The organism is Pseudarthrobacter phenanthrenivorans (assembly GCF_000813845.1).
In the GTDB taxonomy this organism is placed as follows: domain Bacteria; phylum Actinomycetota; class Actinomycetes; order Actinomycetales; family Micrococcaceae; genus Arthrobacter; species Arthrobacter phenanthrenivorans_B.
Genome location: NZ_JWTB01000033.1, coordinates 24,392 through 37,790, shown reverse-complemented (window position 1 = coordinate 37,790; position 13,399 = coordinate 24,392). Strand labels below are relative to the sequence as shown.

Below are 13,399 nucleotides of genomic sequence, written 5' to 3'. Positions count from 1 at the left end.
ACTTGATGGGAGGTCATCACGCCGCGTCGGGAGCCGCGGCGTGGGTAGCTGTTGCGTCCACCGGACCCTACACCCTGGGCTGGTACCCGCTGGATCCCACCGGCATCCTCATCGGCGGCATGGCCACCGCCGGTACCGCGTTGGTCTGCGACTGGGACCACCGGTCCAGCACCGTGGCGCACTCGCTGCCGCCGCTGTCCAACGCGATCGCACGCGGCATTGAAAACGCCAGCGGCGGGCACCGGCAGGGCACGCATTCGATCCTGGGAGCGGCCGTGTTCGTGTTCCTGGCCGGCCTGGCGTCACAGGTGCACATGGACACCGGCTGGGGGAGGTTGTCGGTGGGCGCGGGACTGCTGTGTATGTTCCTGATCAACATCGCAGCGAAGGCGTTGAAACTCTTTCCCAAAAGCGGGTTCGTCTCGAACTGGATCTTCGCGCTGGTCATGGCGGGCCTGGTGACGGTGTACGCGCCGGAACAATGGACCTGGCTGCCCACGTCCATGCTGATTGGCGTGGTGGTGCACATCGTGGGCGACCTCATCACCACCGGGGGAGTGCCGCTGCTGTGGCCACTGGTGGTCCGGCCGCCGAAGCCCATGCGCCGCCTGCCGTTGCTGCGGAATGTGTGGCGGCCCAACGGCGCCCTGTCCGTGCCCCTGCTCGGGCGGGCCGGTTCCAAACGGGAATGGCTGGTGCTGATCCCCGTGAGTGCGTACGCCATGGTGGGCATGTCCATGGCGGGGTGGGCCATCGCCCAGCACCACTGGGGACCGGTGGCGGCCGCAGCGGGTGCCTGGATCAGGCTCTTGTTCTAGGCTCCTTCAGCGGCTGGCAGCGGACAGCAAAGGACCCCGGACAGCAAAGGACCCAGAACAGCAAAGGACCCAGAACAGCAAAGGACCCCGGACAGTGTCCGGGGTCCTTTGGATGCTGGTACTTGCGTGGAGCTTAGTGCTCGCCGGCGGAGTCGGAGCGGCCGAAGACAGTCAGCGGAATCCAGAACGCCAGCGCAAAGAGGAGCAGGCACACGGCCATGGGCCACGGGTTGTCCAACGTGAGGAAGGACAGCGAATAGATGGCGCCCAGGAACAGGGCAAAGCAGACCACGAAGAGGACCAGGCTGCCCGCCAGGGTGTTCTCGTTCTGCGGGGTCCGGACGGCTTCCTGGTTGGACGCCGAGTCCCGGCTGGACGCGTTGATCTGGCTGGACATGTTTCCTCCTCGGCCCCGGGGGGCGTCATCTGTGGCGGCTTCCGGTGCCGGTCAGTAAGCGGCTGAACCCTGTTCACCCTTGACGATGGCAATCCCGGAGCTGGCACCAATACGTGTTGCACCTGCTGCAATCATAGCCTGCGCGTCAGCCAGGGACCGCACACCGCCGGAGGCCTTGACGCCCAGGTCCGGGCCCACCGTCCTGCGCATCAGGGCCACGTCATGCACGGTTGCGCCGCCGCCGTTGAACCCGGTTGACGTCTTGACGAAGTCGGCCCCGGCCTCCACGGCCGCCTGGCAGGCCAGCACCTTCTGCTCATCCGTCAGGAGGGCCGTTTCGATGATGACTTTCAGGATGGCGCCGCCCGCGTGCACCGTTTCGGCAACGGCGGCAATGTCCTCCACCAGCGCACCCTTGTCCCCGGCCCGGGCGGCGGCGATGTTGATCACCATGTCAACCTCATCCGCGCCGTCCAGCACGGCGCCGCGGGCTTCGAAGGACTTCACGTCGGTGGGCGTTGCCCCCAGCGGAAAGCCCACCACGGAGCAGGCCAGGACACCGGAACCCTTGAGGGCGGTGGTGACGGTCTTGACCCAGATGGGGTTGACGCAGACAGACTTGAACCCGTACTCGGCGGCTTCGGCGCAGACCTTCAGCACGTCCGCTTCGGAGGCCTCGGGCTTGAGCAGCGTGTGGTCGATGAAGGAGGCGATGTCCGCGGGTCCGGCAGGCTGGTCGGTGCCTGGGTGCACGGTGGCTTCGTTGCTCATGATGGTCCTCTCGAAGGGCCGCGGAGGCCTGGCGTTGACTCGGTTTCGGGAACCATCTTGTCACAGCGCGGCGTGTCCAGGCGCAGGGTGTCCGGGCACGGGCAGGCGGCCCTTCGGGCCCAGCTCAGGCAGCAGCCTGCAGGACCGGCCGTGCCGATGCCGCGGTCAGCAACTGGGTGGCGCAGGCGCCTGCCGCGGACGCGGCCGCCACCAGCAGGCCCAGCCGCACGCCGTCGAACGCTGCGGCGTCACCGATGGCCCAGATGCCCGGAACCGAGGTGCGGAAGTCCCTGCTGATCACGATGCCGCCGCCGGGGGCCGTGTGCAGGCCCGCACTGGCAGCGAGGTCGTCCCGGGATACCCGTTCCTCCGCCAGGACCACCAGGTCGCCGGTCATGCTGCTGCCGTCTTCGAAGACCACGGCGGAGGCAGCAAGGGAGGAAGCGGATCCGCCGGAAACGACGGCGGGGATGACCGCGGCAGGCCGGGCGGTGGTTCGGATGGGCCGCACGCCCTTGGCACGCAGCACTGCCTCCGCCTGCCCCGCCGCTGCACCGGTCCCCACCAGGATCCCGACCGGGCGCCGGCCCAGTTCCCTGGCCACTTCCTGCACGCCTTCGGCAATGCGCGGGGCGTCGTCGATGGTGGAGTAGCTCAGGCACTGCGCCGCGCCGTCCACAGGGTTGGCGACGGGCGCCGAGCCGGTGGCGATGACCAGCTGGTCGTACGCGAATTCCATGCCGTCGGCGGTTGCCACGGTCCGGTTCGCGGCATCAATGTGGCTGGCGGGCTGGCCGAAGCGGACGGAGACCTGGGGGAGCAAGGCCAATTCCAGCAGCCCGTCCGGAGCATCGTCCCGGTTGCTGAGCACCGTGATGGTGCCGGTGAACCGGGCGCGGTCCAGTTGCGCCACCAGGGCCTGGGCGGCGGGTCCGGCGCCGGCAATGACGATGCGGGTTGCGGTGGAGGTGGACGTGGAGGGTGCCGGAGCGGACATGTGCTGGCCCTTTCGCTGGCGGCCGGAGAGCGGCCGGAACTTCGTGATGGGACCCAGCGTAGGCCTGCGCTTTTTCCGGCGTGTTTCCCCGCAGTTGCCGTTCAGCGGGCCCCTGTTCGCCAGTATTTACCGGCCGGTAACAGAACCGGTGACGCACCTCTCATTCCGTGCCCGCGCGACACAATCCACCCCGTGCCCGGGCCATGCGGCAGCGTCAGACGCGGGGTGGCCAGGTGCGGCTGCCTCAGGTGCGGCCACGTCAGACCCGGATCCGGTAGCCGCGCTTGACCACCGTTTCGATGAGCTTGCCGTCGGGAAGCGCGGACCGCAGCCTGCTGACGGTCATGTCCAGCGCGTGCACGGAACCGCGCAGCTCCAGCAGGTCGGACAGCGACTCCCGCGACAGGACCGCACCGCCGGCGCCGAGCAGTGCGCGCAGGAGCAGCAGGGGAGCAGGCGCCAGTTCCACCTGCTGGCCGTCGATGCGCAGGCTGCGCCCGCGGAGCTCGATGTTACCGGAGCGGGTATCCAGCCGCCGGACATGGTTCAGCGCCAGGTGCTCGCAGACCAGCCGGATGAGGGCACCCATGCGGAACCGCTCGGGAATCAGCGGCGTCACGCCGGCGTCCAGGAGCGGCTGGGCCGTGACGGGGCCCACCACGGCGGTGGTCACGTTCAGTTTCAGGCTTTCCACCAGCTGCTTGTAGAGGCCCATCTCATGGGCCGTGCTCCACATCGCGTCCACTGCGGGGGCGCTGGTGAAGGTCAGCACGTCCAGGTTGCCGCTGCAGGCCGCTTCGATCAGCCGCGGCAGCTTGTCCTCGCCGTCGGGCTTTACCCAGCGGTAGGGCGTGACGGTCAGGACGGTGGCGCCGGACATCCGCAGCCGTTCGATCTGCCGGACGTCGGTGTAGCCGTGCAGCTGCATGGCCACGGTCTTGCCGCGGACGCCTTCGGTGAGCAGCATGTCCACCAGGGTGGACGTGGTTTCGTCGCTGCTGATGCCGACGTCGGCAAGACCCGCGGCGCGCACGGCGCCGCGGGCTTTGGGTCCCCGGACGAACATGCGGCAGCTGCCCAGCGTTTCGAGCAGTTCGTCGCCGATCCCGAAGGAGTCCGCGGCCTCGCACCACCGGCGCATGCCGTAGGCGGTGGTTGCGATGCACAGGTCCGGCTTGGCGGCGATGATGGCTTTGGTGTCCTCGATGAGGCGCATATCCTCCTGGACGGGGGCAATCTTCAGGGCAGGCGCGTGCAGCACCTCGGCGCCCCGGCGTTCGAGGGCCTCGATGAGGTCCCGCGAGCGGCGGTCCGAGGTTACGCCGATGCGGAAACCCTCCAGCGGCGACTCGGCGGCGTCCTTGGCTTCCTCGGCCTGGGGTGCTTCGGGCCGCAGCTGTTCAGCCGGTGCAAGTGCAGTCATGGGGGTCAATCCTTTCATGATCCCAGCAGCGAGGCCGCCAGCCTGTCCAGGTCCGCGGCGGCTCCGGCATGATCCCGGTTGGCTTCAGCCACCCGGACCACCTCGCCGATGACCAGCACTGCCGGATTGCTGCAGCCGGCGGCGGCGGACGCGATGGTGCCCAGGTCAGCGATGGTGGTGCGCTGGCCGGGCCGGTAGCCGCGCTCCACCACGGCCATTGGCATGTCCGGCCGCATGCCCGCGCGGCGCAGGCCTGCCGCGAGCTGGTGGAGGGTGCCGATACCCATCAGCACCACGATGGTGCCGCCCAGCCCTGCCAGGTGGTGGTGTTCCTTCTCCGTGAGCGGGGCGTGCCCGGAAACCACCGTGAACATGTGGCTGACTTCCCGGTGGGTCACGGGGATTCCTGCCGCTGCCGGTACGGAGATGGCGCTGGTGACGCCCGAGACCACCTGGACCTTGACGCCCGCGGCCACGCAGGCCGCGACTTCCTCGCCGCCGCGGCCGAAGACGTACGGGTCCCCGCCCTTGAGCCGGACCACGTTGTTGCCGGCCAGCGCGCTTTCCACCATCAACTTCTCGATGTCGGACTGGCTGACCTTGTGATGCCCCGGCTTCTTTCCGACGTCGACGAGTTCCGCGGACGTCAGCATGGGCAGCTCCTGGTACGGCGCCAGGCGGTCGTAGAAGACGACGTCGGCATCGCGCAGCGCCTTGACGGCGGCGACGGTGAGCAGGTCGCCGGTGCCGGGGCCGCCGCCCACCAGGGTGACGTGCCCGGCGGGGCCGGCGGCGGGTTCGGCGGCGACCGGGATGCCCGCCGTGCGGCAGCGGTCCAGGAACGCGGCCCAGCCCGGCTGCCCGTCGTCGACGGCGGCAACCAGGAACAGCTGCTCCGGCAGTTCGGCGACGGTGGCGCTGCCGGGGGTGGCACGGCGGTGGACGACGGCGCCCGCGGCCTGGTACCGCCGCACCGCCTGCCGCGCAGCGGCCGGGTTGCCGGTCACCAGGACGTTCCGGCCCGTGAGGTCGATACTGAGCTGCATGGCTATGCCTCGTTTCCGATGGTTTCCGGTGCGGCGGGGCGGACCGGGATGGAAGCACCGATCAGGACCTTGCCCTTTTCCTCGGCGGTGGCGGGCCGCATCTGGCCGCGCTCGTCCGGGACAAAGGTGATGGAGTCGTCCTTCTGGTCGGGGGCGTTGACGAAGGAACGGAACCGGCGGAGCCGCTCCGGGTCCTTGAGGGTATCCGCCCACTCATCCACGTAGGTGTCCACATGCTTGGCCATGGCAGCTTCAAGGTCCGCCGCGATGCCCAGGGTGTCCTTGACCACCACGTCCTCGACGTGCTTGATGCCGCCGTCGAGTTCTTCCTGCCACCGGGCCGTGCGCTGCAGCCGGTCCGCCGTGCGGATGTAGTACATGAAGTAGCGGTCGATGTACTTGATCAGGGTTTCGTCGTCCAGGTCCTTGGCCAGGAGCTGCGCGTGGGCCGGGGTGGCGCCGCCGTTGCCGCCGACGTACAGGTTCCAGCCGTCCGCCGTCGCGATCACGCCGACGTCCTTGCCGCGGGCCTCGGCGCATTCGCGGGCGCAGCCGGAGACGCCCATCTTCAGCTTGTGGGGGCTGCGCAGGCCGCGGTAGCGCAGTTCCAGCTTGATGGCCATGGCCACCGAGTCCTGGACGCCGAAGCGGCACCAGGTGGAACCGACGCAGGACTTCACCGTGCGCAGGCTCTTGCCGTAGGCCTGCCCCGACTCGAAACCGGCGTCCACCAGTTCCTTCCAGATCTCCGGGAGCTGCTCCAGCCGGGCCCCGAACATATCGATCCGCTGGCCACCGGTGATCTTGGTGTACAGGCCGTACTTCTCGGCGACAGCCGCGATGACGCCAAGCTTCTTCGGCGTGATCTCGCCGCCGGCGATGCGGGGCACCACCGAGTAGGTGCCATCCTTCTGCATGTTGGCCAGGGCGCGGTCGTTGGTGTCCTGGAGGGTGCCGCGTCCGGCGTCGAGCACGTAGGCGCTGTTCTGGCTGGCCAGGATGTTGGCGATGGTGGGCTTGCAGATGTCGCAGCCGGCGCCGGTGCCGTACTTGGCCATGATTTCCTCGAAGGAGGTCAGTTCCAGGACCCGGATGGCGTCGAACAGTTCCTGGCGGGACAGTTCGATGTGCTCGCAGAGGGCCTTGGAGACCTCCACGCCGGACTTGGTCAGCTCGGTCTCCAGCAGCTTCTTCAGCATCGGCACGCAGGACCCGCACTGGGTGCCCGCCCGGGTGCAGCCCTTCAGTTCGCCCAGTTCCTGGACCGGCGCATTGCCGTCGCAGGCGCCGCAGCCGTTGATGGTGTCGCGGATGCTGCCGGCGGTGACGTTGTTGCAGGAGCAGAGCGTGGCGTCGTCGGGAAGTTCCGTCTCGGGAGCCTCGCCGCCGCCTGCCGCGCTGAGGAACGCGCCCGGCTCGGCCGGCAGTTCGCGGCCCAGCAGCGGCCGGAGGCTCATGTAGGGGGATGCGTCGCCGACGAAGATGCCGCCCAGCAGGGTCTTCGCGTCGTCGGTGGTGACGATCTTCTGGTAGACGCCGCGTGCCGGGTCCGCGTAGACGATCTCGAGGGCGTGCTCGGTCCGGGCGAAGGCGTCCCCGAAGCTGGCGACGTCAACGCCGGAGAGCTTCAGCTTGGTGGCGGTGTCGAAGCCGGGGAAGGTGGCGTCCCCGCCGTGCAGCCGGTCCGCCACGATCTCGGCCATGGTGTTCGCCGGAGCCACCAGGCCAAGGCACATGCCGCCGAAATTGGCTACCTCACCGATGGCCCAGATGCCCGGCACCTCGGTGGCACAGTAGTCGTTGATCACCACGCCGCCGCGCTGGCCCAGGCTGAAGAGCTGCTCCTCGCCGTCCGCGGCACGGAACAGCTCGTCGCGCGGCCTGACACCAACGGCGACAATCACCAGGTCTGCCGGGATGATGCGTTCGTCAGCCATGAGCACGCCGGTGACCTGGCCGTCGTCGTCCGTCACGATCTCCGAAGGGAACACGCCGCCATGGACTTCGAAGCCCTTGGCCTCGATCAGCCGGCCCAAAGCCTGGCCTGCGCCTTCGTCCAGCTGGGTGTTCATAAGCCAGGGGGCGCCGTTGATGACCACGGGAGTGGCGCCGAGCTGCTCGGTGCCGGCGGCCGATTCAAGGCCAAGGAGCCCGCCACCGATGGTCACGGCGTTGATCTTGCGGCCGAGCTTTTCGGTGAGTTCGGCGATGGCCTTGTTGATCGCCCAGACATCCTCCAGCGTGCGGTAGACGTGGGCGTGCCCGGCACCGGGGATGGGCAGGCGGACGGCGTCCGAGCCCGTGGCCACCACCAGTTCGTCATATTCGTAGGCGTTCCCGGCGGCGGTTTCCACCGTCTTGGCCGCCGCATTGATCCTGACCACGCGTTCGCCCGTCTTCAGGTCCAGCGAAGCGTGGTCCCACATGGACGCCGTCCCCAGGGTGAGGTCCACCCCGGTATCGGTGAGGGCCTTGGAGAGCGCCACCCGGTCGTAGGGGAGGTGGGCTTCCTCGGTGAGGACCGTGACATGCCAGCCATCGAGGCCGCGGGCATGCATGGCGTCCGCAAAACGGTGGGCCGCGGGGCCGCCGCCGGCGACGACGATGCGGCGCGGAGTCTCTGAGCTTGAAGTCTGTTCGGTCACTGTGGGCCTTTCGCATGGGCCGCAGACGGTGCTCTGCAGCTTGTGCCTCCAGCCTAGGGAGGGGCAGTTTCGCCTCAGTTTCCCAATTGTTTCGTCAACTTAACTTCTGCATCACGAACGCATTTCCGCCCGCGTTAGGTCTCTTTTACGCGCCGGACACATTCACCGCACCCGGTTGAAACACCCGGAACCTAGCGTGGGACACGGCCGCAAAAGCTGCCGCTGCAATGACAACAGGCACAGGGAAAGGAGCCGGACATGACGGCAACACTGGAACTTGGGGCGCTCGCCGCCGAATCTGACCTCGCCGGATCCGGAACCGGCTGGCACCGTGTCTGCACGGTGGATGACCTCGAACCCGCCTGGGGCGAGGCCGCCCTGGTGGCAGGCCGCCAGGTGGCCCTGTTCCGCACCGGCCCCAGCGAAGTCTTCGCCGTGGCGCATGAGGACCCCGCCACGGGAGCCCACGTCATGGCCCGGGGCATTCTCGGGTCCAAGGGCACCCGCCCCACCATCGCTTCGCCGCTGCACAAGGAGGTCTACGACCTTGAATCCGGCGAATGCTTCAGCACCCCCGGGCTGCGGCTGGCAGTGTTCAGCACCCGGGTCATCGACGGGTTCGTCGAGGTGGAGCTCTAGGACTTTCCCGCACATGGAAAGGGGCGCCGGGCTTTCATGCCCGGCGCCCTCCTTGTGCTTCAGGACCGGCTACAGCCCCAGCGCCTCGCTGACGTCATGCAGGACCTCATCGAGCGACGCACGGGCCGCCTGGCGCGCTGCGGGCAGTTCGGCCGCCGTGCCCACCTGGTGGATGACTTCGAGGTAGCACTTGAGTTTCGGTTCCGTGCCGCTGGGCCGGATGATCACCCGGGTCAGGTTGCGGGTGACGTAGAGCAGGCCCTCGGTGGGCGGAAGCTGGCCGCTGCCTTCGGCGAGGTCCGTGAAGACTTCCACCGCGGACTGTCCGAATGATTCGGGCGGTGAGACCCGCAGGCGGTTCATCATGGCGTCCAGCAGGCCCAGGTCCGCCACCCGGATGCTCAGCTGGTCGCTGGCGTGCAGGCCGTGCTGAAGGTACAGCTCGTCCAGGGTGTCGAAGACCGTCCTGCCGGCGGCCTTGGCCGTGGCCGCGAGTTCGGCAATCAGGACCGCGGCGGAGATGCCGTCCTTGTCCTTCACCAGGCCCGGCGCAACACAGTACCCCAGGGCCTCCTCGTACCCGTAGACCAGGCCGGGGACGCGGGAGATCCACTTGAATCCGGTGAGGGTTTCCTCATGGGCGAAGCCGGCCGCGGCGGCAATCCGTGCCAGCAGCCGTGAGGAAACGATCGAATTGGCGAAAACACCGGGGCTGTCCGCATCTGTGCCCGCGGCAGGGCCGTCGGCAAGCCGGGCAGCCATGTGGGCACCCAGCAGTGAACCCACTTCGTCGCCCCGGAGCATCCGCCAGGCGCCGGTGCCGGGGTCCTTCGCCGCCACCGCGGCCCTGTCCGCATCGGGGTCGTTGGCGATGACGAGGTCGGCGTCCAGCTTTGCGGCCGCTTCCAGGGCAAGGTCCAGCGCGCCCGGTTCCTCCGGGTTGGGGAAATTGACCGTGGGGAAATCGGGGTCCGGTTCGGCCTGTTCGGCCACCACGGTGACATCCGTGAAACCTGCCGAGCGCAGGACGTCGAGCGCGGTCCCGCCGCCCACGCCGTGCAGGGGCGTCAGGACGATCCGCAGGTCCCGCGCGGGGAACCGGTCCGGCATGGCGAGGGCCGCCGTCGCCCGCTCGTATTCCGCTGCCAGCGAGCCGTCCAGGACGGTCCACCCGTCCGTGGCCAGCGCGATGGATTCCAGCGGTCCCACGGCACTGATCCGGGCGGCGATTTCTGCGTCGTAGGGCGCCACGATCTGGGCGCCCTCGCCGTCCGGGGCTACCGCGTGCCGGCCCAGGTAGACCTTGTATCCGTTGTCCTGCGGCGGATTGTGGCTGGCCGTGACCATGACGCCGCCGTCGCAGTCCAGGGCGCGGACGGCGTACGCCAGCAGGGGAGTGGGCAGGGCTTCCGGCAGCAGGAAAGTCTCGATGCCGGCGGCGGTGAAGATGGCAGCCGTTTCCAGCGCGAAGACGTCCGAGTTATGCCGGGCGTCATAGCCGACGACGGCGCGGGGCCGGGCTCCCGAAGCTGCCCTGCCCACGGCGTCAACCAGGAAGGCGGCGAGGCCGGCAGCGGCGCGGCGCACCACCACGCGGTTCATCCGGTTGGGCCCGGGACCCAGTGCGGCCCGCAGCCCGGCGGTGCCGAACTGCAGGGTGCCGCGGAAGCTGTCTTCCAGTTCCTGCCGCGCCGCGGGATCGCCGTCCCCTGCCAGGCGCACCAGCTCGAGGAGCGATGCCTTGGTGGCGGGGTCCGGGTCCTGGGCGGCCCACTCACGGGCCTCGGCGAGCAGGCGAAGTTCGGCATCGGCAGTCGTCATGGGCATAACGCTATCGTCATTGCCCGCCCATGCGATGCACCCGGGGGCGCGACCGGGTTAGAGCCGGGCGATGATGTCGGCCAGCAGCCGGGAGATGCGCGGCCCTGCCGCCTGCCCGGATTCGAGCACTTCCTGGTGGCTTAGCGGCTGGGGGCTGATGCCGGCCGCAAGGTTGGTGACCAGCGAAATGCCGAACACCTCCATGCCCGCATGCCGCGCTGCGATGGCCTCCAGCGCCGTCGACATGCCGATGAGGTCCGCGCCGATCCGCTTTGCGTACTGCACCTCGGCCGGCGTCTCATAGTGCGGGCCGGGGAACTGTGCGTACACGCCCTCGTCCAGGGTGGGATCCACCTCGCGGGCCAGGTTCCGGATCCTGGCGGAGTACAGGTCCGTCAGGTCCACGAAGGTGGCGCCCTCCAGCGGGGACGCAGCGGTGAGGTTGATGTGGTCGCTGATCAGCACCGGGGTGCCGGGGGCCCAGGCCTCGTTGAGTCCGCCGCAGCCGTTGGTGAGGACCAGGGTGCTGCACCCGGCCGCTGCGGCTGTCCGAATGCCGTGCACCACGGCGCGGACACCGTTGCCCTCGTAGTAGTGGGTGCGGGCACCCAGGACCAGGGCCCGCTTACCGTCCTTGGTCAGTACAGACCGGATGGTGCCCACGTGGCCTTCCACGGCGGGGGCGTGGAAGCCGGGCACTTCGTCGGCGGACAGGGTGGCGGTGGTCTCACCGATCAGGTCGGCGGCTTCGCCCCACCCGGAGCCGAGGACCAGGGCGGTGTCGTGGCGGTCCACGCCTGTCTCCTCGGCGATATAGTCCGCGGCGGCGCGGGCGGCGGCGAACGGGTCCGTGTTCAGGAAGTCTGTAGTACTCACCAGTACAAGTTATCCTGCCGGCCCTGTTGCGTCCGTCACGGCTGCCCCGGAAAGCGCCCGGAATTCTTGGTGGTCAGGCGGAAATGGACGAGAATGGATGACTGTGACTACGCATCCAGATTTCAGTTCCCCCCGGATCGCAATCCTGGGAGGTGGTCCCGGCGGATATGAAGCTGCCATGGTGGCCGCCTCGCTGGGGGCGACGGTCACGATCATCGAGCGCGCCGGGCTCGGCGGCTCGGCCGTGCTGACCGACGTCGTTCCGTCCAAGACCCTCATTGCCACGGCAGACCTGATGACCCGGGTTGCCGAAGCCGGCGAGCTGGGCGTCAAGTTCGACGTCGACGGCGGGGACTTCGTTCCGGTGATGCGCGCCGACCTCAAGCACATCAACGACCGCCTCCTCAACCTGGCCCGCAACCAGTCCCAGGACATCCGCGACGGCCTGGAGAAGCAGGGCGTGCGGATCATCACCGGATCCGGGCGGCTCCTGGACAGCCACACCATCGAGGTCCTGACCGTGGACGGCACCGAGACGGTCGAGGCGGACACCATCCTGCTGGCCGTGGGCGCCCACCCCCGCGAGCTGGATACCGCCCGCCCGGACGGGGAGCGGATCCTGAACTGGACCCAGATTTACAACCTGGACGAACTGCCCGAAGAACTCATCGTGGTGGGTTCCGGCGTGACCGGCGCCGAATTCGCCTCCGCCTACAACGGCCTCGGCTCCAAGGTCACCCTGGTGTCCAGCCGTGACCGCGTCCTGCCCGGCTCGGACGTCGACGCCGCCGTGGTGCTGGAGGAAGTCTTCGAACGCCGCGGCGTCCGCGTCCTCTCCCGCTCCCGCGCCCAGAGCGTGGAACGCACGGACGACGGCGTCGTCGTAACCCTCGCCGACGGCTCCACCGTGACCGGCAGCCACTGCCTGCTGTGCCTGGGCTCCATCCCCAACACTGCCGGCATCGGCCTCGAGGAATCCGGCGTGGCCGTCAGCGACGGCGGCCACATCAAGGTCGACGGCGTCTCCCGCACCACGGCGCCCAACATTTACGCCGCCGGTGACTGTACCGGCGTCCTGCCCCTGGCATCCGTGGCCGCCATGCAGGGCAGGATCGCGGTGGCACACTTCATGGGCGACGGCGTCACCCCGCTCAAGCTTCACCAGGTGGCGTCCAACATCTTCACCTCGCCCGAAATCGCGAACGTCGGCGTGTCCGAGGCCGAGATCGAGTCCGGCAAGTACCAGGCCGATGTCATCAAGCTCTCCCTGCGCAGCAACGCCCGCGCCAAGATGCGCAACGCCAAGGACGGGTTCGTGAAGATCTTCGCCCGCAAGGGCTCCGGTACCGTGATCGGCGGCGTGGTGGTGGGCCCCAACGCTTCCGAGCTCATCTTCCCGATCTCCATCGCAGTCAAGCAGAAGCTGCACGTGGACGACGTCGCCAGCACCTTCACCGTCTACCCGTCGCTGACCGGATCCATCTCCGAGGCAGCCCGCCGCCTGCACGTCCATATGTAGGACTTCCGCGGCCGGCAGCGGTTTGGGAGGCTGGACCGCTGCACGGGCATCTGCCTAGACTCGGACGAGGTATGGCCGGGACTTCATAGCGAAGTTCCCGGCCGTTCCTTTCCCAGCAGTCGACGGTAGGAGAAGCCCATGGAATTGCAGGACGTGAAATGGAACGACCAGGCGCGGGAGAAGATCCTGTTGGACGCTGACCGGGCGCTGCAGGAAGCGGTCCAGGAAGCGGCCTCCTCCCTGTCGGGGTCAGACAAGGACCAGGTCTACAAGTTCCTGTTCGAGAAGCTGAAGGACCAGTTCGTGGACTTCCAGCCCGGGCCGGACCTGACCAAGTATGCCGAGGCGGTGGCCGGCGGGGAACTTGATTCCGGGTCCCAGGCCTAGCAGGCCAGTGGGCCGGCACCGAAGTGCCGGCCCAGCGGTCGTTCAGAAGCCCTCCGCCGC

General features: G+C 68.6%; 12 protein-coding genes. 4 read left to right on the top strand and 8 right to left on the bottom strand.

All coding sequences use genetic code 11. From position 1 onward, the window contains the following. Nucleotides 1-5 precede the first annotated feature (5 nt). Nucleotides 6-818, top strand: coding sequence for a metal-dependent hydrolase (locus RM50_RS16565; protein WP_043454905.1), 813 nt, complete (start codon nt 6-8; stop codon nt 816-818). 133 nt (nt 819-951) lie between these two features. Here RM50_RS16565 and RM50_RS16560 read toward each other — a convergent pair whose 3' ends face one another. The 6 genes from RM50_RS16560 to nirB all read right to left on the bottom strand — a co-directional run bounded on the left by RM50_RS16560 (nt 952) and on the right by nirB (nt 8,097). Then, nucleotides 952-1,215, bottom strand: coding sequence for a hypothetical protein (locus RM50_RS16560; protein ID WP_043454904.1), 264 nt, complete (start codon nt 1,213-1,215; stop codon nt 952-954). A gap of 51 nt (nt 1,216-1,266) precedes the next feature. Further along, the gene (gene deoC, locus RM50_RS16555) at nt 1,267-1,986 is read right to left on the bottom strand and encodes a deoxyribose-phosphate aldolase (RefSeq protein ID WP_043454903.1); all 720 of its coding nucleotides are present in this window, start codon (nt 1,984-1,986) and stop codon (nt 1,267-1,269) included. Nucleotides 1,987-2,110: 124 nt separating this feature from the next. Continuing rightward, on the bottom strand, nt 2,111-2,983 hold the full coding sequence (locus tag RM50_RS16550) for an FAD-dependent oxidoreductase (protein WP_043454902.1): 873 nt from the start codon (nt 2,981-2,983) through the stop codon (nt 2,111-2,113). Nucleotides 2,984-3,242: 259 nt separating this feature from the next. Next, nucleotides 3,243-4,406 (bottom strand): uroporphyrinogen-III synthase, encoded by a 1,164-nt coding sequence (locus RM50_RS16545; protein WP_043454901.1) that lies wholly within the window; start codon nt 4,404-4,406, stop codon nt 3,243-3,245. A 14-nt stretch (nt 4,407-4,420) separates the two neighbouring features. Next, a complete protein-coding gene (gene cobA / locus RM50_RS16540) occupies nt 4,421-5,452 on the bottom strand; it encodes a uroporphyrinogen-III C-methyltransferase (protein ID WP_043454900.1) in 1,032 nt (343 codons plus the stop codon). A gap of 2 nt (nt 5,453-5,454) precedes the next feature. Beyond that, nucleotides 5,455-8,097 carry a nitrite reductase large subunit NirB gene (gene nirB / locus RM50_RS16535; protein WP_043454899.1) on the bottom strand — a complete coding sequence of 881 codons (2,643 nt, stop codon included), beginning with the start codon at nt 8,095-8,097 and terminating at the stop codon, nt 5,455-5,457. Nucleotides 8,098-8,355: 258 nt separating this feature from the next. On the opposite strand from nirB, the gene nirD reads away from it, so the two are divergent. After that, nucleotides 8,356-8,736 carry a nitrite reductase small subunit NirD gene (gene nirD, locus RM50_RS16530; RefSeq protein WP_043454897.1) on the top strand — a complete coding sequence of 127 codons (381 nt, stop codon included), beginning with the start codon at nt 8,356-8,358 and terminating at the stop codon, nt 8,734-8,736. A gap of 69 nt (nt 8,737-8,805) precedes the next feature. On the opposite strand, the gene RM50_RS16525 is transcribed toward nirD, so the two are convergent. Next, nucleotides 8,806-10,557, bottom strand: coding sequence for a phospho-sugar mutase (locus RM50_RS16525; protein ID WP_205622289.1), 1,752 nt, complete (start codon nt 10,555-10,557; stop codon nt 8,806-8,808). A 57-nt stretch (nt 10,558-10,614) separates the two neighbouring features. Continuing rightward, a complete protein-coding gene (locus RM50_RS16520) occupies nt 10,615-11,433 on the bottom strand; it encodes a purine-nucleoside phosphorylase (protein ID WP_043454894.1) in 819 nt (272 codons plus the stop codon). A 103-nt stretch (nt 11,434-11,536) separates the two neighbouring features. Between RM50_RS16520 and RM50_RS16515 the strand changes: the two genes are divergently transcribed. Together RM50_RS16515 and RM50_RS16510 are read left to right on the top strand one after the other, a co-directional pair. Beyond that, nucleotides 11,537-12,952 (top strand): NAD(P)H-quinone dehydrogenase, encoded by a 1,416-nt coding sequence (locus tag RM50_RS16515; RefSeq protein ID WP_043454967.1) that lies wholly within the window; start codon nt 11,537-11,539, stop codon nt 12,950-12,952. Nucleotides 12,953-13,090: 138 nt separating this feature from the next. After that, the gene (locus RM50_RS16510; RefSeq protein WP_043454891.1) at nt 13,091-13,339 is read left to right on the top strand and encodes a hypothetical protein; all 249 of its coding nucleotides are present in this window, start codon (nt 13,091-13,093) and stop codon (nt 13,337-13,339) included. Nucleotides 13,340-13,399: the final 60 nt, after the last annotated feature.